Origin of the sequence: Mesoflavibacter sp. CH_XMU1404-2, assembly GCF_037029465.1 — a bacterium.
In the GTDB taxonomy this organism is placed as follows: Bacteria; Bacteroidota; Bacteroidia; order Flavobacteriales; family Flavobacteriaceae; genus Mesoflavibacter.
In genome coordinates this window covers 252,787-275,118 of the sequence record NZ_JAYMEM010000005.1, presented here as the reverse complement: position 1 = coordinate 275,118, position 22,332 = coordinate 252,787, and the positions used below count along the sequence as shown (strand labels likewise).

Genomic DNA, 22,332 nt, shown 5'->3' with positions numbered 1-22,332 from the left:
TGTGCTTATTTTGCAGCTTCAATATAAGATACAGCTTGACCTACTGTTGCAATGTTTTCTGCTTGGTCATCTGGAATTTGAATATCAAATTCTTTTTCGAATTCCATAATTAATTCTACAGTGTCTAAAGAATCTGCTCCTAAATCGTTAGTGAAGCTAGCTTCGTTTACTACTTCGTTCTCATCAACACCTAATTTGTCTACGATAATCGCTTTTACTCTTGATGCAATGTCTGACATAATTTTAATTTTTTAGTTTTAATTAAGTGGCAAAAATAAAAAACTTTAATTTAAAACACACTTTTAGTTGAAAAATGTGCTACTAATTTAAATAATAAAATCGGTTTTGCCCGTAATTGTTAATAATTATTGCTTTTTTTGTTTGAAGAATTTAACACTGAAACTATAAAAATGAAACGTGTAGTAATTTTTGCGTCCGGTAGCGGAAGTAATGCTGAAAATTTGATAAAGTTTTTTCACAATAGTGACAATGCGTCTGTTGTTCAAGTATTGACTAACAATCCTCATGCCAAAGTTTTAGATAGATGTAAAAAACTAAAAGTCAGTGCTTTATCTTTTAACAGAATTGCTTTTTTACAAACAGAAGATGTGCTTAATATCTTAAAAGTCAGCCAACCAGATTTAATTATACTTGCGGGATTTTTATGGAAGTTTCCTGAAAATATCTTAAAAGCATTCCCAAATAAAGTCATAAATATTCATCCTGCATTATTACCAAAATATGGAGGAAAAGGAATGTACGGTATGCATGTACACGAAGCTGTTGTAAATAATAAAGAAACAGAAACCGGTATTACAATACACTATGTAAACGAAAACTATGATGAAGGCGCTATCATTTTTCAAGCAAAATGCGATGTTTTAACAACTGATACCGCAGAAGATGTAGCTTCAAAAATCCATGAGTTAGAAATGGAACATTTCCCTAAAGTGGTTGATGATCTTTTGAGATAAATTATATGCTAGAGATAATAATTATTGTTTTATGTTTATTTCTTTTTTTTATCGGATTTTACACCATTATCACAAAAAGAGATTTATTTGAAGGTGAAAATGAAAAAAAACTAAGAGAAAGTTTAAAAGATGAATTCATTATTGATCCTGAAACAGGAGCTAAATTAACCTTAGAAGAAGCTCAAAGTGGTAATTGGCTAGTACACGATAATGAGTTTAGAGCAACACCTCAACACGAACTTGATAAAATACCTTACGAAAAAGAAAAACAAATTGAAATTGCACTTAACCATTTAAAAGAAAGTAGATATTTTACAAAATATAGATTTAACGATTTTGAAGTTAAAACCATAGAAGAAACCAAAATCTTAAGTGGTTATGATGATTGGTCTTATTCTAATTGTTTTAAATTTGAAAGAGGTTTTATCTTTATGCCTTATGTAAATTACGGAAGAGGTAATAACTATTTTGAAAACCATCTGATGCTATGGTTAAAAATTGAATCTATCGATGGGCATTACACATTTAGAGAAAAAACTGGAACTGAAAAGTTTTTTGATTCAATAAGAAATGACGATGAAATAAAACTTAAAGACTATGAGTGTTTTACAGTGTCAAAAACTTTAAATCCTATTAGAACTATAAACCTTGTCAATAAAATTGTAAAATTAAAAGGTCTAGAAATAGAAATTCATAACGAAAACCTCTTTATTAAAACACTAAATTTAGCCTCTCTTGAAGATGTTAAAACCTTAGAAGTATTAATTAGCAAACTACTATAATCCGCAAGCTTTAATTTTGCTAGAAATATATAATGAGTAAAAAAAAGAAAAAATATTATACGGTTTGGAAAGGCCATAACACTGGTGTTTTTGAAACTTGGGACGACTGTAAAGCCCAAATCAAGGATTACAAAAGTGCTCAGTATAAATCATTTGCCTCTTTTGATGCTGCAAAAAAAGCTTACAAAGAAGGTCCAACGGGTTATATAGGAAAATCTAAAACGTTTAAAAGTGAACTTTCTGAAGTACAACTTAAAAAAATAGGTCAGCCTAATTACAACTCAATTTCGGTTGATGCCGCATCTTCTGGTAATCCAGGAATAATGGAATATCGTGGTGTAGATACCAAAACCAAAAAACAACTATTTATACAAGGTCCTTTTGAAGAAGGCACCAATAATATAGGTGAATTTTTAGCTATTGTTCACGGATTAGCATTTTTAAAACAACACAATAGTGACCGTATTATTTACACCGACTCAAAAACCGCCATAAGTTGGGTTAAAAAGAAAAACTGCAACAGCAAATTAGAACGAAACGCTAAAAACAAACCTGTTTTTGATTTGGTGGATCGCGCTGTAAAATGGCTAAAAGAAAATACTTATAGTACTACAATCGTTAAATGGGAAACCAAAGCTTGGGGTGAAATTCCTGCAGATTTTGGCAGAAAATAAAACTCAAAAACAGAACTAATATTTCAATTAACACTACTAAAAAAGGCTAAAATTTATAACCTTTATTATCCATTTAAAATCGTATATTTGCCGCTTAATTTAAATCGCCCTTATGAGCAAATTAGTAATAGTAGGTACCGTAGCTTTTGATGCTATTGAAACACCTTTTGGAAAAACAGACAAAATACTTGGCGGAGCAGCAACTTATATAGGTTTATCTGCTTCAAATTTTGATGTAGATGCTGCTGCAGTTTCTGTAGTTGGTGGAGATTTTCCTCAAGAATATTTAGATCTTTTAAAAGACAGAAATATCAATATTGAAGGTGTAGAAATAGTAAAAGACGGTAAAACTTTTTTCTGGAGTGGTAAATATCATAACGATATGAATTCTCGTGACACCTTAGCAACAGAGCTAAACGTATTAGCAGACTTTAACCCAATCGTTCCAGATAATTACAAAGACTCAGATGTAGTAATGTTAGGTAACTTACATCCTATCGTACAAACAGGTGTTTTAGATCAAATGACTAAAAAACCAAAATTAGTAGTTTTAGATACTATGAATTTTTGGATGGATTCTGCTTTAGACCAATTACATGAAGTTATAAAACGTGTAGACGTCATTACAATTAACGATGAAGAAGCAAGACAACTAACAGGAGAATACAGTTTAGTTGTTGCTGCAAGAAAAATTCATGAAATGGGTCCAAAATATGTAGTTATTAAAAAAGGAGAACATGGCGCATTATTATTTCATGATGAAAACGTATTTTATGCACCTGCATTACCTTTAGAAGAGGTTTTTGATCCAACAGGAGCAGGAGATACTTTTGCTGGTGGATTTGCAGGTTACTTAGCAAGCACAGGCGACGTGTCTTTTGAAAACATGAAAAACGCTGTCATTTACGGCTCTACTTTAGCTTCATTTTGTGTAGAAAAATTTGGAACCGAGCGCATGCTTAACCTAACACAAGACGAAGTAAATAAAAGGCTTCAGCAGTTTAAAAACTTAACACAATTTGAAATAGAATTACAATAAAACAACGCGCTCTTTAATATTGAGCGCGTTTTTTATTAACTTGTTTAAAATTAAACAGATAACAAATTATCATTCTTAAAACACACACAACACAACTAAAATGAGTGATGCTTTAAAACACGAATGCGGAATAGCGCATATTAGACTATTAAAACCATTAGAATACTACAAAGAAAAATATGGTAGTGCTTTTTATGGTGTCAATAAAATGTATTTAATGATGGAAAAACAGCACAATCGTGGTCAAGATGGTGCTGGATTTGCAAGTATAAAATTAGATACTAACCCTGGTGAACGTTACATAAGTAGAGTTAGATCTATTGCACAGCAGCCTATTCAAGATATATTTGGTCAAATTAATAGTCGAATTAATCAAGTATTGACAGAACATCCAGAATACCAAGATGATGTTGCTCTACAAAAAAAGCATGTGCCTTATATTGGCGAAGTACTTTTAGGACACGTACGTTATGGTACTTTTGGTAAAAATAGTGTTGAAAGTGTACACCCGTTTTTAAGACAAAACAATTGGATGCATCGTAATCTAATTTTGGCAGGAAACTTTAATATGACCAATGTTAAAGAATTATTCCAAAACCTAGTAGATTTAGGTCAGCATCCTAAAGAATACACAGATACCATTACTATAATGGAAAAAATAGGTCATTTTTTAGATGATGCCGTTAGTAAAATCTATAAAGACCTAAAAAAAGAAGGATACAGCAAACATGAGTGCTCACCATTAATTGCAGAGCGTTTAAAAGTTCATAAAATATTAAAACGCGCTGCAAAAAATTGGGATGGTGGTTATGCTATGGCTGGACTGTTAGGACACGGAGACTCCTTTGTATTACGTGATCCCGCTGGAATCAGACCTGCTTTTTATTACAAAGATGATGAAGTTGTAGTTGTAGCATCAGAGCGTCCTGTAATACAAACCGTTTTTAATGTAGAATTTGATGATGTAAAAGAATTAGAGCCAGGTCACGCTATAATTACCAAAACTTCCGGAGATGTATCTATCAAACAGATTTTACAACCTTTAGAGCGTAAATCATGTAGTTTTGAACGTATCTATTTTTCTAGAGGAAGTGATGCCGAAATCTATCAAGAACGTAAAACTTTAGGTAAACTATTAATGCCTCAGGTACTAAAGGCGATAGATAACGACACAAAAAATACTGTTTTCTCATATATACCAAATACAGCAGAAACATCTTTCTACGGAATGATTGACACTGTTGAAGAGCATCTAAATGAAAGAAAAACACAAGATATTTTAAACGGAAACGGAAACCTATCTAAAGAGCAAGTTATTTCAATATTAGAAGAAACACCTCGTATTGAAAAAATAGCTATAAAAGACGTAAAACTAAGGACCTTTATTACAGAAGACAGTAGTCGTGATGATTTAGTAGCGCACGTTTACGATGTAACTTATGGCGTAATCAAACCTACCGATAACTTAGTAATTATAGACGATAGTATTGTACGTGGTACAACATTAAAGAAAAGTATTATTAAGATGATGGATAGACTTCATCCTAAAAAAATAATAGTTGTCTCATCTGCACCACAAATACGTTATCCAGATTGCTATGGTATTGACATGGCAAACTTAGAGTCTTTAGTTGCTTTTAATGCAGCTTTAGAGTTGTTAAAAGAAAACAACAAATACAATTTAGTTGAAGAGGTTTACAATAAGTGTAAAGCACAAGTAAATCTTGCAGATAAAGACGTACAAAACTTTGTGAAAGAAATTTATGATCAATTTACTACAGAGCAAATTTCTTCTAAAATATCAGAGTTATTAACAGACGCTTCTGTTAATGCTGAGGTAGAAATTATTTTCCAATCTGTAGAGAATTTACATAAGGCTTGTCCAGAACATTTAGGCGACTGGTACTTTACTGGTAATTACCCAACTGTAGGTGGTAATCGAGTGGTTAACAGAGCCTTTATTAACTTTTATGAAGGTAACAAAGAAAGAGCTTACTAACTGTTTTTGAGGTATTTTCCTATGAAAAAGTCCGTTAAGCGATTTTTTTTACGTTTTGACTATTAATTGCAATTTTTGAAATTAATCTTCGTTATATTTGAACTTACCATAACATAAGTAGGTTAAGTTCATGGTAGATTTGGGGCAAAAAAGCTGGACTCTCGTCCGGCTTTTTTATTTAATAAACATTTTGATTTTCAGAATATTACAAAATAAAAAAGGCAGACTTTAAAGTCTGCCTTTTCATTTATTGTTTGCGTTACTAATTACTTAGCTTCAGCATATCTTCTTTCTACTTCGTTCCAATTAATTACATTGAAAAATGCTTCAATATAATCTGGTCGTCTATTTTGATAGTTTAAGTAATAAGCATGCTCCCAAACATCTAATCCTAAGATTGGTGTACCTTCACAAGACACACCTGGCATTAAAGGATTATCTTGGTTTGGTGTAGAACAAACTTCTACTTTTCCTCCTTTGTGTACGCAAAGCCAAGCCCAACCAGATCCAAACTGTGTTGCAGCTGCTTTACTAAACGCATCTTTAAAATCTTCAAAAGAACCAAATTCTGCTTCAATAGCATCTTTTAATTCTCCAGATAAACGTCCTTTTCCTTCAGGATTCATTACTGTCCAAAATAAAGAATGGTTATAAAATCCACCACCATTATTTCTAACTGCGCTATTAGACATATCTAAATTAGTTAAAATGTCTTCAATAGACTTTCCTTCTAAATCAGTCCCTTCAACAGCACCGTTTAATTTTGTTGTATATCCGTTATGATGTTTGCTATGGTGTATTTCCATAGTTCTTGCATCTATATGTGGTTCTAATGCATCGTATGCATAACCTAATTCTGGTAATTCAAAAGCCATAATATATATTTTTTGTGGTTATTAATTTTATTCACATCAAACTTACTAAGAATTTAGCTTGTTTCTTCAATAATGCTTATAATTTATAACTATTTTAAGATTGATTGTTCTTATCTTGTAACAAATTAATTTTTTAATGAATACCATTGCGCCTTTTAAAGTTTTTAACGCTTCAGCTGGAAGCGGAAAAACTTTTAACCTTGTAAAATCTTACTTAAAACTGTTATTTAAAACTGAAAATATTTTTGGTTTTAGAAACATTTTAGCGATGACATTTACCAATAAAGCTGTTGGCGAAATGAAAGAACGTATTCTTAAAAAATTAAAAGATTTTTCTGATGAAACTGTTTTAAACGGTAACGACGCTATGTTTAACGCTATTTGTTTAGAGCTAAATTTAGAACCAAGTTACGTTAATAAAAGAGCCAAAACATTATTAAGCACGATAATGCACAATTATGCTGCTTTTGATATTAGTACGATAGATGGTTTTAACCATAGATTAATCAGAACGTTTGCTTACGACTTAAAATTACCCATTAATTTTGAAGTCGAGCTAGATACCGAAGCCTTATTAAATGAAGCTGTAGATAGTCTTATAGCAAAAGCAGGAACCGACAAAAAACTAACTAAAATTTTAATAGATTTTGCTATTGAAAAAGCTGATGACGATAAAAGTTGGGACATCTCAAATGACTTAAATAAAATTGCAAAAAAACTTACCAACGAAAACGACATACCGCATTTAAAAGAAGCTTTAAAGGACAAAACTTTAGACGATTTTGAAACCTTAAAAACCAGCTTAATCAAACAAATTAAATATACAGAAAACCAAATTATAGATAATGCTAAAAGCATTTTATCAACATTTAAAAATAACGGATTAACTAAAGCAGATTTTTCAAGAGGTACGCTTTTTAATCATTTTGAAAAAGCTTCATTTTTACAAACTAACGGATTATATAACAATCAATTAGAAAGTAATATAGAAGAAAACAAAGTTTACACTACAAAGCTAGATGCTAACAAAAAAGATATTATAGATAGCCTACTTTCAGAAATTGCTTTAACCTATAAAACCATAAAAGCATCTGTCAATAACCTAACTTTTCTAAAAGCCATATATAAAAACGTTACACCTCTTTCGGTATTAAACGCAATTAATACCGAGCTTCAACTTATAAAAGACAACGAGAACAAATTATTAATTTCAGAATTTAACACACTAATTTCCAATCAATTAAAAGACCAACCAACACCTTTTATTTACGAGCGTATTGGCGAAAAATTTAGACATTATTTTATTGATGAATTTCAGGATACTTCCGAAATGCAATGGAATAATTTAATCCCATTAATAGAAAACTCGCTTACCTCCCAAAATTTAAAAGGCGAAAAAGGAAGTACCATGATTGTTGGTGATGCTAAACAAGCTATTTACCGTTGGCGTGGCGGAAAAGCAGAACAATTTATTGACTTAACCGAAGATAAAAATCCTTTTCCTGTAGACAAAAAAGTAATTGAACTTGAAGAAAATTACCGTAGCCACAAAAATATTGTCACCTTTAATAATTCGTTTTTTAAATACATTTCAAACACAAGTTTTAGAAATGAGCATTATGCAAATTTGTATAAAAAGGCTAATCAAAATCCTACGATAAAAGAAGACGGTTATGTAAGCCTTCAGTTTTTAGATTTAAAAGAAGGCGAAGATGATAAAGACACTATTTACGCTAATGAGACATACAATACCATAAAAAAGTGCTTAGATAACGGTTATGATTTAAAAGATATTTGTGTATTAGTACGCAAGAAAAAAGAAGGTATTGCTGTAGCCAATTATTTAAGTGAAAACGATATAAAAATAATGTCTTCTGAAACTATGTTGATTGACAATTCAGAGTCTGTTAAGTTAATCAATAACATCTTAAGGTTATTAGTAAATCCAAATCATTTAGAAGTTAGGATTAATGTGCTTCATTATTTAGCAAACACTTTCAACGTTGAAGATAAACACACCTTTTTTAAACAAAATTTAAAGCTAAATATTGATGCTTTTTTTGAAGATTTTAAACCATTTGGTATTCATTTTAATACTACTGAAATTGCTCAACTTTCACTTTACGATAGTGTAGAAAGTATTGCAAGACAGTTTAATTTGCTTCAAACTTCAGATGCATTTGTACAGTTTTATCTAGACTTGGTATTAGAGTTTTCTCAAAAAAACATCACAGGTATTTCTGGGTTTTTAGACTATTACGAAAATAAAAAAGACAGTTTAAGCATAGTGTCGCCTAACAATCAAAATGCGGTACAAATAATGACCATACATAAATCAAAAGGATTAGAGTTTCCTGTGGTAATTTTTCCTTTTGCAGATTTAGAAATTTATCGCGAAAAAGAGCCTCAAGAATGGTTTCCACTAGACAAAAACCTTTTTAATGGTTTTTCAAAAACCCTTATAAAGTTTAACAGTGATGTTGAAAATTTTGGAGAAATAGGTCAAGAGATTTACACCAAACACAAAGCAGAACAAGAGTTAGACAACATAAATTTACTGTATGTTACCCTAACAAGACCTGTAGAACAACTACATATTATTAGTAAAATAGATAATAATTTAAATGAATTAAATAGTTACTCTAAACTGTTTCAGTCTTATTTACAAACAGAACAACTATGGAGTGACTCGCAAACCTTTTACGAATTTGGAAATTCAAAAAGAGAAATTATTCCTATTGAAAAAGCTTTAGAATCTTCATCTAACAAAAACATTATAAGTGTAAACAAAAAAGAACACAATATTAAAATAATCACTAAGTCTGGCTATTTATGGGATACTAATCAGCAACATGCTATAGAAAAAGGAAACATTATTCATGATATAATGGCAGAGATCTACATTAAAGAAGATGTAGATTTTGCGGTATCACAAGCTATAGATGATGGTTTTATAAACAAAAATCAAGTAGAAAACATTTTAAAAACCATAAACGAAATTATTAATCACCAAGATTTAAAACCGTTTTATACCCAAGACTACACAATATATAATGAGCGTGATATTTTAACAAGTTCTGGTCAAATCATTAGACCAGACCGTTTAGCCATTAAAGATAATCATGTTACAATTATTGACTATAAAACAGGATTACCAAACCCAAAATATGAAGAACAATTAGACATGTATGCTAATTATTTAAAAGAAATGGGTTATGTTATTTCAAATAAAATGTTAGTTTATGTAAACGAAACTATCAAAGTTTCAACATTTAACTAATTAATTTTAAAAATAAATTTAACATTAGAAAGCTAACCTAAAAACATTGCTAAATTTGCAAAAAAACACCCCTTAAATTATGTACAATAAAATAAAAGATCATTTAAATAAAGAATTACAAGACATAAAATACAGCGGACTTTTTAAAGAAGAACGTATAATAACGTCTGCTCAAGGAGCTGAGATTACATTAAATACAGGAGAAAAAGTATTAAATTTTTGTGCGAATAACTACTTAGGTTTATCCTCTCATCCAGAAGTAATCCAAGCCGCAAAAGACACAATGGATACACATGGGTTTGGGATGTCTTCAGTAAGATTTATTTGCGGTACACAAGACATACACAAAACCTTAGAACAAAAAATAGCAGATTTTTATGGTACAGAAGACACCATTCTTTATGCAGCAGCTTTTGATGCCAATGGTGGTGTTTTTGAACCGCTTTTAGGACCAGAAGACGCAATTATATCTGACTCTCTAAATCATGCTTCCATCATAGATGGCGTTAGACTATGTAAAGCAGCTAGGTATAGATACCAAAACAACAACATGGAAGATTTAGAAAAACAACTTATTGCTGCAAACGAAGCTGGAAGTCGTTTTAAAATTATCGTTACAGACGGTGTGTTTTCTATGGATGGTCTTGTTGCGCCTTTAGATAAAATTTGTGATTTAGCAGATAAATATGATGCTTTAGTAATGATTGACGAATGTCATGCTGCTGGTTTTATAGGTGAAACTGGAAGAGGTACTTTAGAAGAAAAAGGAGTAATGGGAAGAATTGACATTATTACCGGTACATTAGGAAAAGCATTAGGCGGAGCAATGGGTGGATACACCACAGGAAAGAAAGAAATTATAGAAATGCTACGTCAAAGATCAAGACCTTATCTGTTCTCTAATTCATTAGCCCCAGCAATAGTTGGTGCTTCAATAAAAGTTTTTGATATGTTAGCTAATGATAACTCTTTAAGAGATCAATTAGAAGAAAACACAAAGTACTTTAAAAAAGAAATGAAAGCAGCTGGGTTTGATATAGTAGATGGTGATTCTGCAATAGTACCTGTGATGCTTTATGATGCAAAGTTATCTCAAACTATGGCAAATAGGCTTCTAGAAGAAGGTATTTACGTTATTGGTTTCTTTTATCCTGTAGTTCCAAAAGAAAAGGCAAGAATTAGAGTTCAGCTTTCAGCAGCGCATACCAAAGAGCATTTAGACAAAGCAATTAATGCCTTTAAAAAAGTTGGTAAAACTTTAGAAATCATTTAAAAACAACCCTTTAAACCATTAGAAAATCTTATAATAATCAATATTTTTATATATTTGTCTTTGTTAATAATATTTAACAGCTTATTTTTGCTTCTAATTAACACTTAAAAATTAAATTTTTGAATATGAAAAATCTTAGCAGATTATTGTTCACAATGTTACTTGTAACTACTATGGGTAATGTTATGGCACAAGACCAAAACAATCCTTGGGCTATCAACTTCGGTGTTAACGCAGTTGATGTGTTTCCTGTAGGTGAAGACGCTCCTCAAGGAGATTATTTTAGCGAATATTTCAATGTTGATGATCACTGGAGTATTTTACCATCATTATCTACAATCTCTGTTTCTAAATATGTAGGGGATAATTTCTCTGTACAAGTTGGTGGTTCTGTAAATAAAATAACAAAATGGGGAGAAAATTCATCTAACCCTAGTTTGCCAGTTAACGATTTAGCTTACTATGCTTTAGATGGTAACGTGAGATACCATTTCGCAAACCTAATTAATTCGAAAACTTTAGATCCAGCGATTGGTATTGGTGGAGGTTATACTTGGATTGAAGAAGGTACATACAATACATTTTCTACTAAAGCAGGAACCAACAACTATGTAGGAGCTGGTACGGTTAATGCATCTTTAGGTTTAACATACTGGTTTTCTGAAAATATTGGTTTATTCGTTGAGTCTAAATACAAGCACTCTTTCGAAGATTATCTAACAAAGCACTTCCAACATTCAGCTGGTTTAGCTGTTAAATTTGGTGGTACAGATACAGACGGTGATGGTGTTTACGATAAAGACGATGCTTGTCCAGAAGTTTTTGGATTAGAAGCTTTCAACGGTTGTCCTGATACAGATGGTGATGGAATCGAAGATTCTAAAGATACTTGTCCTAATGAAGCTGGTCTAGCTGAATTTAACGGATGTCCTGATACTGATGGTGACGGTGTACCAGATAACAAAGACAACTGTCCTCAAGTAGCTGGTTTAAAATCATTAGCTGGTTGTCCTGATGCTGATGGTGACGGTGTAACTGATGCTGATGATAAATGTCCTAACGAAGCAGGTCCTGCAGCTAACAATGGTTGTCCTTGGCCTGATACTGATGGTGACGGTGTAACTGATAATGTTGACAAATGTCCTAACGAAGCAGGTACTGTTGCTAACGATGGTTGCCCAGAAATAGTTGAGCCAACTCAAGAAGTTATGGAGCAATTAAACAGCTATGCTAAAACTATCTTATTTGATTCAGGTAAAGCTAGCTTTAAGCAACAATCTTACTCTGTATTACAATCTATTACTGCAATCTTAAAAGAGTACCCAGATTCTAACTTTACAATTGAAGGTCACACTGATAGCGTAGGTAGCAAAACTTTAAACCAAAAGTTATCTGATGCTAGAGCTAACGCTGTTATGGCTTACTTAATTGAAAACGGAATTGACACTGAAAGATTAAGAGCTTTTGGATTTGGTGAAGATTACCCAATCGATACTAACGCAACTGCTGCTGGTAGAAGAAACAACAGACGTGTTGAAGTAAAACTTAAAAAAGACTAAGTTTTAAAATCAACAATATATTTTATAAGAAAACGCTTCGGATAACCGAAGCGTTTTTTATTTTTATAAAATGATAAGTTTTATAACCAAAGTACTTCTTGATTTACAAATACAAAATGTAAATTTTAGTGATATAACTTTTGTACTACCTAGTAGAAGAGCAGGAGTTTTTTTAAGAAAAGAACTCAGTAGTATTATAAATAAAACAACATTTTCTCCAATAATTATTAGTATAGAATCTTTTGTTGAAGAATTATCCCAGCTAAAGTCTATAACTAATACAGAATTACTTTTTGAACTCTATAATACTTACACAGAATTAACACCAAAAGAAGAACAAGAGCCATTTGAGTCATTTTCTAAATGGGGACAAATATTGCTTCAAGATTTTAATGAAATTGATAGGTACCTCATTCCACAAAAAAATATATTTGAATACCTAACTGCAATCAAAGATTTAGATCATTGGTCATTAGATTCAAACCCAACCGAAGTTGTTAGCAATTACCTAAAATTTTGGAACAAACTTTATCCGTTTTATCAAGACTTCTATAAAAGGCTAATGCATCAAAGAAAAGGCTATCAAGGTTTAATATATAGAGAAGCTGTAGAAAACATTGAAAGTTATATAGAAAACAATCCCAAAAAGCATGTTTTTTTAGGGTTTAACGCCTTAAATACAGCGGAAGAAACAATCATCCAAGAATTATTACAAAACGAACTAGCTTCTATATATTGGGATATTGACAAAACGTTTATAGACAGCCCATTTCATGATGCTGGATTATTCACTAGAAATCACAAAGAAAACTGGAAATTTTTTCAAAAAAACACCTTTAATTGGATTGAAAGCAACTATTCAACTAAAAAAAATATTAATATTTACGGTGTTCCAAAAGCTATTGGACAAGCAAAAACCATAGGGAATATTCTAGACGATTTACCTGAAAATGACATAAAAAAAACGGCTGTAGTTTTAGGAGATGAAAACCTTTTGCTTCCCATATTAAATTCTATTCCAAAAAGCATAAACGCAATAAATGTAACCATGGGATTTCCTTTGCGTTCAATTCCATTAGCGGCTTTATTCGAAAAAATTTTCAACATTCAAATAAATAACACAGACAATTACTACCATAAAGACGTAATAGATATATTAAAAGATCAATATTTAAGTGCTGTTTTCTCAGAAGGTTATTCTCAAAAAATAATCGAGACTATAAACACAAATAATATTATCTTTTTAAATAGAGAAAAGCTTTTATCCATATCTAATCAGAAAGATAATCATATCATTAATCTTCTTTTTAGCAATTGGAAAAATAACCCAACCACAGCTATAGATAACTGCTTTAAGCTTATACAAACAATTAAAGAGCGACTTATTGAAGATAGAAAATCTAACCAACTTAGTTTAGAGTATTTATATCGATTTAATGTCTTATTTAATGAAATTGATAGATTAAATAAAAAGTACAACACACTTAATAATATTAGAAGCTTATATAATATTTACAAAGAACTTTTAAGTAGTGAAACTTTAGATTTTCAAGGAGAACCGTTACAAGGGTTACAAATTATGGGAATGTTAGAATCTAGAGTTTTAGATTTTGAAACCGTAATTATAACTAATGTTAACGAAGGTGTTTTACCATCAGGAAAAACCAATAATTCATTTATTCCGTTTGATGTAAAAATTGAAAAAAACCTTCCAACGTATAAAGAAAAAGACGCCGTTTACACCTATCATTTTTACCACTTATTACAGCGTGCTAAAAATGTTTATATTTTATATAATACCGAAATAGACACATTATTAGGCGGAGAAAAAAGTAGATTTATAAGTCAGCTTGAGCTTGAAGGTATTCATAAAATTAATCATCAAATAATTTCACCTGAAGTTCCAAATTACCAACCTCAACTCTTAGAAGTTGAAAAATCTGAAGCATTGATAAGTCAGATAAAAAGGTTAGCATATAGCGGATTTTCACCTTCATCTTTAACCAGCTACATTCGCAATCCAATAGATTTCTACAATCAAAAAATACTAGGTGTAAAAGATGTTGAAGAAGCCGAAGAAAATGTTGCAGCAAACACATTAGGTACTGTTGTCCATAACACATTAGAAGCACTGTATTTACCATTAATGGGAAGAATATTAACTGTAGATGACATTAAAAATCTTATCCCAAAAATTGAAAAATACATCACTAAATTTTTTAAAGACGAATACAAAGAAGGCGATATAACCAAAGGGAAAAACCTAATTGTTTTTGAAATTGCCAAACGCTATGTTTTAAATTTTTTAAACTTTGAAATTGATGCAATAAAATCTGGTAACGAGATAAAAATTATAGCTTTAGAAGAAAAAATTGAAAATGTAAAAATCACCATTGAAGGTTTGAATATTGACATTCATTTAAAAGGAACTGTTGACAGAATAGACCTTTGCAATGGTGTAACTAGAATTATAGATTATAAAACAGGTAAGGTAGAACAAACCAACGTAACAGTAGTAAATTGGGAAGAATTACCAACAGACTATAAAAAATACAGCAAGTCTTTTCAGGTGTTGATGTATGCCTATATGCTGTCTAAAAAAACAGCACTAAAATTTCCTGTGGAAGCTGGGATTATTTCATTTAAAAATTTAAGTGGAGGATTTATAAAATTTGCAAAAAGAGAAAGTAGCAGAGGAAAAAAAGATACAAATATTACCGAAGACACTTTAACAAGTTTTGAAATTGAGCTAAAAAAATTAATCACAGAAATCTGTAATCCAAACATACCATTTACCGAAAAAGAAGTCTAAAAAATGATCTATAAAAATTTAGTTTTAATAAGAGAAAATAACAAACCAATTGTTTGGGACGCCTTTTTTAACAATGATAACAACAAAAAACCATTGGTTATTTTTTGTCATGGATACAAAGGTTTTAAAGATTGGGGCGCATGGGATTTGGTTGCAGAAGCATTCATGAAAGCTAATTTGTTTTATGTGAAATTTAATTTTTCTCATAATGGAGGAACGGTGGAACAGCCTATAGATTTTCCAGATTTAAACGCTTTCGCAGAAAATAATTATTCTAAAGAACTTGAAGATTTAGATGCTATGATTTCCTTTTTAATATCTAAAAAAAATGAATTTTCAAATCAAATCGACGCCAATGATATTTCTGTAATTGGTCATTCTCGTGGTGGCGGAATTTCAATTTTAAAAACTAAAGAAGATCAACGTATCAAAAAGCTTATAACTTGGGCAAGTGTAAGTAGTTTTGGAAAAAGAACATCTACTACTGGCGATTTAGAGCAATGGAAAAAAGATGGTGTTAAATATGTTTTAAACGGAAGAACAAAACAAAAAATGCCTCACAACTTTCAGTTTTATTTAGATTTTAAAGCTAATGAACAGCGTTTAAATATTGAAAACGCTGAGAAAAATATAAACGTGCCTCATTTAATAATTCACGCAAAAGAAGATCCTTCAGTTTTATATCAAGAAGCATTAAATCTACACCAATGGAACCCAAAAAGCGAACTGTTTACAATTGAAAACAGTAATCATGTTTTTGATGCTAAACATCCTTGGACGGAAAGAAAAATGCCTTCTAACCTAGAAAAAGTGGTTAATAAAACCGTAGATTTTATAAAGCGCTAAGCTATTCTTAATTCTGGTTTTTGGCTAAAGTGATTTATTTTATTAAATAACTCGTTTTTGTCAATAGGTTTGGTCATATAGTCATTCATTCCTATCTCTAAAACACGATCTTTAGTTTTAGGCATAGCATCTGCTGTTACTGCAATTATGGCAATGTCTTTATTAAAAGCGTTAATTTTTCCTTCTCTAATTGCTTTTGTTGCCTCATAACCATCCATTATTGGCATTTGTAAATCCATTAAGACTAAATCGTATGCTTTAGTGTTTAATTCGTTTAAAGCCTCTTGACCATTTTCTACAATCGTGTAGTTAAACCTTAAGTTAGCACTAAGTAGCTTTTTCATTACCATTTGGTTTAAACGATTGTCTTCTACAACTAATATTTGTATGTCTTTTTCTTGATTTTCTTCTGTTTGGGTTTCAATTTCAGCTTGTGCTTCAATTACTTTTAAAGGAATATCAATATAAACACTTGTTCCATTATTTATTTCACTTTCAATATAAATTGTGCCTTCAAATAAGGTGACTAAATTCTTAACTATGTTTAGTCCTAAGCCTATACCTCCAAATTGTCTTTTATGGTTGTTTCGCATTTGATTAAAACTGTCAAAAACGTTTTGTTGCACTTCATTAGTCATACCAATTCCCGTATCTGATATTTGTATTGAGAAACGATTAAACCCATTTGGTTGACAAGAGCATTTTAGCTTAAAAACCACTTCTCCATCTAAGGTGAATTTTACTGCATTACTTAAAACGTTATTAATAATTTGAATAAATCGCTCTGCATCACCTTCTACCATTTCTGGTATTTCGGTATCAATATCAAACACATAGTTTAATCCTTTTTTATTGGCTTCTACTCTCCAATTATCACTTATATCTGTGATTAATGTTTTTGGGTTAAACTGGTTTGTATTTAATCTAAGTTGATTGGATTCTATCTTTTCAAAATCTAAAATATCATTTACGTTGCTTAACAAGCTTAAAGAGGCATTTTTAATGGTTTGGTATTGCTCTTTAATATCACTGTTTTTATCATCTATACTGGATTGAACTATACCTAAAATAGCATTAATAGGTGTTCTAAGCTCATGACTCATGTTAGACATAAAGTAAGATTTTAGTTCACTTATTTCTTTTGTTCTAGTTAAGGCTACTTCTTGTGAAGCTTCTTTTTCTTTTCTTAATTTTTTGATCAAATTTGTCATAGAAAGTGATAAGAAAATAACCTCTAAACCAGATCCAAATTTCGCACTATTTAAAGTATAAAAATTGTTAGGTAATAAGCTTAAATTATTCATTACGAAACCTAAAAGACCTATGACTAAAAAGAAAATACCAACCGAAAAGAATGGATCTATTTTCACCTTTTTTAATTTTAAACTAAACACAGCTACCAAGATTAAAATCAAACTTATTAATCCGTTAAGGTTACTAATTGGATAAACAAACTCCATCGTAATAGGAGAAACCAAAGTCATTACAAAAAGTACAGCAATAGCAATATAAATACCGTTAAAAATCTTTTTTATGACTTTTAAATGTTTTTCAATATTTAAAAAATGCTCACAATATTTTAAAAGAAAAAGATTAGAAAGTAAAGCTGTAATTAAAACCGCTTTACTATTAAAGTAACCAGCTTCTGTAAAAATATATTGGTAAATTAGCCCATCTAATGCACCTTGCATAAGTGCTATAGATAATACGTAACAGCTGTAGTACAAAAAGGTTTTATTGGATAAGCTACTGTAAAAAAACAAGTATACAATACCGGCTAGAAACAAAATACCGTAAAACAAACCTAAAAACAATTGCTGCTTGTAGTTAGCAATTAAAAACTCTGTCTCGGTGTAAAGATTTAGAGGAATATTAATTGTCTCTCCATCACTACTTAATTCTAAATAAAAATCCTTAACTGTATTTGGTTCTAATTGAAGTTTAAAAACAGTAGATCTATGCGCTACTTGTCTTTGATTAAAAGGTATTTGATCTCCACTTTGGTATTTTATTATACTATCTTTTGTAACTACATACAAGTTAGCCAAATCTGTTACTGGTCGTGCAGTTTCAAGGTAATAAGTATTATTATTTGATGTCGAATTTTCTAAACTAAAAGAAACCCAATAATTAGAAGATGTAAACCCTAAACTAAGATTATCAGACTTTATAGGGTCAAAATGAAGATTTTTTGACGCTATTATATCATTAATAGATAATTTTTTGTCTTTTACATTTATATAACTTGAGTATTCATGTAATTTTCCTTTTGATGTTTTTGGATTGAAAGTAATTTTATCATGAGCAAAAGTTGCTACACAAAACAAAGCTAAAAATAGCCAGGTAAGATTTTTCATACTAGGTTAAGTTTAAATTACTTACGAAAATGGGGCTTCGTAGGTTTTATAAAGAAACCTATAAAACGTTGAAAGACAGAAAAAAATGGTTTAAGATGAAATAAACTCGATAAAAAGTCACGTGTGAATAATCCTACTGAGATCACCCTGTATTAACCGTATATTCATTTTAATTTATTTCAAGCCACTAAGTACTAAAACAGGTAATGTAGATGCGTGAAAATCTTTCTTTAAAATTAAATTTTTCTCCCATAATTTTGTGAAGAAACCACGCTTGCGTCTAACTACACATAACAAATCTGGATCATTATCTTTGTAATGCTCTAACACACCTTGAAACGTTGTAGCGTTTTCAGATTTTGTAGTTTTTGTAATCATGTTACTCAGTTCTTCATTTACATCAAAATCTCCTTCGTTATAAAAAGGTGTTTTTACTAAAAGTAGATTTACAATAGATTTATATTGTGCTTTAATATCTTGTAATGGTTTTAAAACGCCTTCTTTTTTGATAGTAGCAGATTTTAAAGCCATTAAAATATAAATGATTGGTCTGTATTTATAACCTTCAGGTACAATTAAAGCTGGTATATTGGTTTGCTTGATTATTTTTCCAGAGGTTTTCCCTAAGTAAACTTCATCTTTAATAGAATTGGTTCTTGGCTCTAATAAAATTAAATCGATATCTAAAGACTTACAAACTAATTCAATAGTGTCAATTAATTTTCCTTTAAAAGTTTTAATAACAACTTCAACGTTTTTTGTATTCACTTTAGATACATGATTTTGTAAAAACTCCATGCTTTCTCTTTCTAAAATATGATCTACTTTAGTCATTGTACCAGCTTTTGTATAGACGTTGTAAACTTGTACTACATACAATTTTGCGCCAAAAGCTTGAGCAAAATCTACTGCATATTGCAAATGACTTTGAGCATTTTTTGATGAACCAACAGGTACTAAAATAGATTTCATATTTTAAGAGTTTTAGTTTACAAAAGTACAGATTTTTTATTCACTTCAATTTAAATAAAGTTTTACGACCTTTGACAATAATTTTTACTTGAAGTGAAAACTAATATTAGCATAAAACACATTAACAAGTTAGCAATTCCTGCATTAATTTCTGGAATATCAGAGCCTATTTTATCATTAACAGATGCTGCTGTAGTTGGTAATGTAGACTTAAATGCTACCGAATCTTTGGCTGCTATTGGTATTGTAACTACGTTTATCTCTATGCTTATTTGGGTTTTAGGACAAACGCGTAGTGCTATTTCTTCAATTATTTCTCAGCATCTTGGCGCAGATGCTTTAGACCAAGTAAGACAATTACCAGCACAAGCTATTTTTTTGATTACATCTTTAAGCATTTTTGTTATTGCTATAACTTATCCTTTAGCGGCACCAATTTTTAAACTTTACAATGCAGAAAATTTAATTTTAGATTACAGTGTAGAGTATTACAGAATACGTGTATTAGGTTTTCCGTTTACGCTTTTTGTAATTGCTGTTTTTGGAACATTTAGAGGTTTACAAAACACCTATTACCCTATGATTATTGCTATTTCTGGAGCTGCATTAAACGTAGTTTTAGACTTTGTTTTGGTATATGGAATAGATGGTATAATTGCTGGTCAACATATTAAAGGTGCAGCTTATGCTAGTTTAATTGCTCAAGTGTTTATGGCTTTATTTTCGGCATATTTACTGCTTACAAAAACAAGTATTCCGTTAAGATTTAGTTTTCCTTTAAATCCGCAGATTAAAAATTTTGCATTCATGATTTTAAATCTGTTTATACGCACTTTAGCTTTAAATATTACGCTTTATTTTGCCACAAAATATGCAACAGGTTATGGTAAAAGCTACATTGCTGCTTACACCATTGCAATTAACTTATGGTTTTTAGGCGCTTTTATTATTGACGGCTATGCTAGTGCAGGTAATATTTTATCAGGAAAGTTATTTGGTCAAAAAAATTACGATCAGCTTATAAAACTTAGCAATCGGTTAATTAAATATGGTATTTATCTTGGTATAAGCGTTGCAATAATTGGCGGAATTTTATACTACCCTATCGGTGAAATTTTTACTGATGAAAACAACGTTTTAAATCAATTTTATAATGTGTTTTGGATAGTTTTAGCCATGCAACCATTGTGTGCTTTAGCGTTTATTTTTGATGGTATTTTTAAAGGCTTAGGCAAAATGGAAGATTTACGCAATGTTCTTCTTCTTTCAACATTTTTAGTGTTTATCCCTGTGCTTTTAATCGTAGATTATTTTGACTTAAAATTATACGGTATATTCATTGCGCTAACCTTTTGGATTATTGCTCGTGGTTTACCTTTAATCATAATTTTTAGAAAACAATTTTTACCGCTAAAACAAAACAACTAACTTTACAGTATTAATTAGTTTAGAATATGCTTTTAAGTTTATTACAACAAGTAGACATAGAACAAAAGATGAAGGATGCGCCAGATAATCAATATGAAATAGGCATTTTTATTGGATCTTTCTTACCGCTAATCGTGTTAGTTTTATTAGCATATTTTCTTTACAGATACAACAGAAACAGAAACAACAATTAGTCATGAATAGAATATTTTTACTACTAGCTATCGTACTTATCATCGTTTATTTTTACAACAAACGCAGACGCTACTAACGTGTTTTAAGCCAACCTGTAATACTTAAACGCTTTGTGTCAACAGGCTTAACTTCGTGCTCTATAATTTGGCTTTCAAAAATGACAACTCTTCCCGGTAAAGGATAAATTATTTTATCGTTTTCTGGCTTGGTTTCATCTAAGTATAACACCAATTCGCCTCCATTTTCTGGTTGCCAATCTTCGTGATTTAAATAACATACAAAAGATAATTTTCGTCTATCGTCATTTTTAAATGTATCTAAATGACGCTTGTAAAATGTGCCTTTAGGGTAAATGGCATAATGAAACTCTTTATGTAAAATACCTAAAAAACAGGTTCTGTTTAAGTAATTTACTAAGTCATTTATTTTATTGAAAAATAAATTTTCTGCAGGGTTAGATTTGGTTTCGTCTATCCATAAAATCACATCACCTCTAATAGATTTTACAATAACCTCATCAAACTTATTGCCTATTGCAGCTTTTTTAAATGCGTCTTCTTCGTATTTTTCAAGTAAAGAAGCTCTTAAAACTTCCACTTCGTTTGCATCAAAAAAGTCATCAATAACACTAAATTTTTGTTTAGCTACATCGTCTATAATCCTTTCATATAGAGGATTTTCAACAAAATCTAAAGCTTCAAAAAGCTGACTCATTAGCCAATTATTTTAAAAAAAGTGCGCAAATGTAAACTAAAAACTAATTGGTTTTACAAAATCAATATCTTTGTAGCATAAAATTTATGTATGGCTAACATCAGAATAACAAAACAATTCTCTTTTGAGACTGGTCACGCGCTTTATGGCTACGATGGAAAATGTAAAAACGTACACGGTCACAGTTACAGATTAGATGTTACTGTAATTGGGCAGCCAATATCTGATACTTCTAATGTGAAATTTGGAATGGTAATCGATTTTGGAGACCTTAAAAAAATTGTAAAAGAAGAAATTGTAGACGTTTTTGATCACGCAACTGTTTTTAATAAAAACACACCACATATAGAGCTAGCTAAAGAGCTTGAAGATAGAGGTCACAACGTGCTTTTGGTAAATTATCAACCAACTAGCGAAATGATGGTTATTGATTTTGCCGAAAAAATTAAAAACAGATTACCGGATAACATAAAATTACATTCACTTAAACTATCAGAAACTGCTACCAGCTACGCGCAATGGTATGCAAGCGATAATGAATAAACCCATAAAC

The 22,332-nt window shown here is 30.6% G+C and carries 18 protein-coding genes; 13 read left to right on the top strand and 5 right to left on the bottom strand.

Annotation, left to right across the window (positions count from 1 at the left end; genetic code table 11):
• Window positions 1–5: 5 nt before the first annotated feature.
• A complete protein-coding gene (locus WA327_RS04625; protein WP_027879414.1) occupies window positions 6–239 on the bottom strand; it encodes an acyl carrier protein in 234 nt (77 codons plus the stop codon).
• 171 nt (window positions 240–410) lie between these two features.
• Here WA327_RS04625 and WA327_RS04620 point away from each other — a divergent pair, with 171 nt between their 5' ends.
• The 5 genes from WA327_RS04620 to WA327_RS04600 all read left to right on the top strand — a co-directional run bounded on the left by WA327_RS04620 (window position 411) and on the right by WA327_RS04600 (window position 5,468).
• On the top strand, window positions 411–974 hold the full coding sequence (locus WA327_RS04620) for a phosphoribosylglycinamide formyltransferase (RefSeq protein WP_336066956.1): 564 nt from the start codon (window positions 411–413) through the stop codon (window positions 972–974).
• Window positions 975–979: 5 nt separating this feature from the next.
• On the top strand, window positions 980–1,756 hold the full coding sequence (locus WA327_RS04615; RefSeq protein WP_336066955.1) for a hypothetical protein: 777 nt from the start codon (window positions 980–982) through the stop codon (window positions 1,754–1,756).
• A gap of 32 nt (window positions 1,757–1,788) precedes the next feature.
• Complete coding sequence (locus WA327_RS04610; protein WP_336066954.1) at window positions 1,789–2,430, top strand: ribonuclease H family protein; 642 nt, start codon at window positions 1,789–1,791, stop codon at window positions 2,428–2,430.
• A gap of 112 nt (window positions 2,431–2,542) precedes the next feature.
• Entirely contained in the window at window positions 2,543–3,469 is a 927-nt protein-coding gene (locus tag WA327_RS04605; protein ID WP_336066953.1) for a PfkB family carbohydrate kinase, read from the top strand.
• Between the two features lie 100 nt (window positions 3,470–3,569).
• Complete coding sequence (locus tag WA327_RS04600; protein WP_336066951.1) at window positions 3,570–5,468, top strand: amidophosphoribosyltransferase; 1,899 nt, start codon at window positions 3,570–3,572, stop codon at window positions 5,466–5,468.
• 266 nt (window positions 5,469–5,734) lie between these two features.
• On the opposite strand, the gene WA327_RS04595 is transcribed toward WA327_RS04600, so the two are convergent.
• Complete coding sequence (locus tag WA327_RS04595; RefSeq protein ID WP_336066950.1) at window positions 5,735–6,343, bottom strand: superoxide dismutase; 609 nt, start codon at window positions 6,341–6,343, stop codon at window positions 5,735–5,737.
• A gap of 136 nt (window positions 6,344–6,479) precedes the next feature.
• On the opposite strand from WA327_RS04595, the gene WA327_RS04590 reads away from it, so the two are divergent.
• The 5 genes from WA327_RS04590 to WA327_RS04570 all read left to right on the top strand — a co-directional run bounded on the left by WA327_RS04590 (window position 6,480) and on the right by WA327_RS04570 (window position 16,113).
• A complete protein-coding gene (locus WA327_RS04590) occupies window positions 6,480–9,623 on the top strand; it encodes a UvrD-helicase domain-containing protein (protein ID WP_336066949.1) in 3,144 nt (1,047 codons plus the stop codon).
• A 79-nt stretch (window positions 9,624–9,702) separates the two neighbouring features.
• A complete protein-coding gene (gene kbl, locus WA327_RS04585; RefSeq protein ID WP_336066948.1) occupies window positions 9,703–10,896 on the top strand; it encodes a glycine C-acetyltransferase in 1,194 nt (397 codons plus the stop codon).
• Window positions 10,897–11,021: 125 nt separating this feature from the next.
• Window positions 11,022–12,455, top strand: coding sequence for an OmpA family protein (locus tag WA327_RS04580; protein ID WP_336066947.1), 1,434 nt, complete (start codon window positions 11,022–11,024; stop codon window positions 12,453–12,455).
• A 70-nt stretch (window positions 12,456–12,525) separates the two neighbouring features.
• A complete protein-coding gene (locus tag WA327_RS04575; protein WP_336066946.1) occupies window positions 12,526–15,267 on the top strand; it encodes a PD-(D/E)XK nuclease family protein in 2,742 nt (913 codons plus the stop codon).
• 3 nt (window positions 15,268–15,270) lie between these two features.
• Window positions 15,271–16,113: an alpha/beta hydrolase gene (locus tag WA327_RS04570; RefSeq protein ID WP_336066945.1), complete on the top strand. Its 843-nt coding sequence runs from the start codon at window positions 15,271–15,273 to the stop codon at window positions 16,111–16,113.
• Here WA327_RS04570 and WA327_RS04565 read toward each other — a convergent pair.
• Together WA327_RS04565 and WA327_RS04560 are read right to left on the bottom strand one after the other, a co-directional pair.
• Window positions 16,110–18,470 (bottom strand): 7TM diverse intracellular signaling domain-containing protein, encoded by a 2,361-nt coding sequence (locus WA327_RS04565; RefSeq protein WP_336066944.1) that lies wholly within the window; start codon window positions 18,468–18,470, stop codon window positions 16,110–16,112. The genes WA327_RS04570 and WA327_RS04565 overlap by 4 nt on opposite strands.
• 174 nt (window positions 18,471–18,644) lie before the next feature.
• On the bottom strand, window positions 18,645–19,442 hold the full coding sequence (locus WA327_RS04560) for a universal stress protein (protein ID WP_336066943.1): 798 nt from the start codon (window positions 19,440–19,442) through the stop codon (window positions 18,645–18,647).
• 93 nt (window positions 19,443–19,535) lie between these two features.
• Here WA327_RS04560 and WA327_RS04555 point away from each other — a divergent pair, with 93 nt between their 5' ends.
• Both WA327_RS04555 and WA327_RS04550 read left to right on the top strand, forming a co-directional pair.
• Window positions 19,536–20,870 carry an MATE family efflux transporter gene (locus WA327_RS04555; protein WP_336066942.1) on the top strand — a complete coding sequence of 445 codons (1,335 nt, stop codon included), beginning with the start codon at window positions 19,536–19,538 and terminating at the stop codon, window positions 20,868–20,870.
• 26 nt (window positions 20,871–20,896) lie between these two features.
• Complete coding sequence (locus tag WA327_RS04550; RefSeq protein WP_336066941.1) at window positions 20,897–21,064, top strand: hypothetical protein; 168 nt, start codon at window positions 20,897–20,899, stop codon at window positions 21,062–21,064.
• A gap of 73 nt (window positions 21,065–21,137) precedes the next feature.
• On the opposite strand, the gene WA327_RS04545 is transcribed toward WA327_RS04550, so the two are convergent.
• The gene (locus WA327_RS04545; protein ID WP_336066940.1) at window positions 21,138–21,779 is read right to left on the bottom strand and encodes a 2OG-Fe(II) oxygenase; all 642 of its coding nucleotides are present in this window, start codon (window positions 21,777–21,779) and stop codon (window positions 21,138–21,140) included.
• 90 nt (window positions 21,780–21,869) lie between these two features.
• Between WA327_RS04545 and WA327_RS04540 the strand changes: the two genes are divergently transcribed.
• A complete protein-coding gene (locus WA327_RS04540) occupies window positions 21,870–22,322 on the top strand; it encodes a 6-carboxytetrahydropterin synthase (RefSeq protein ID WP_336066938.1) in 453 nt (150 codons plus the stop codon).
• The last annotated feature ends 10 nt before the right edge of the window (window positions 22,323–22,332 follow it).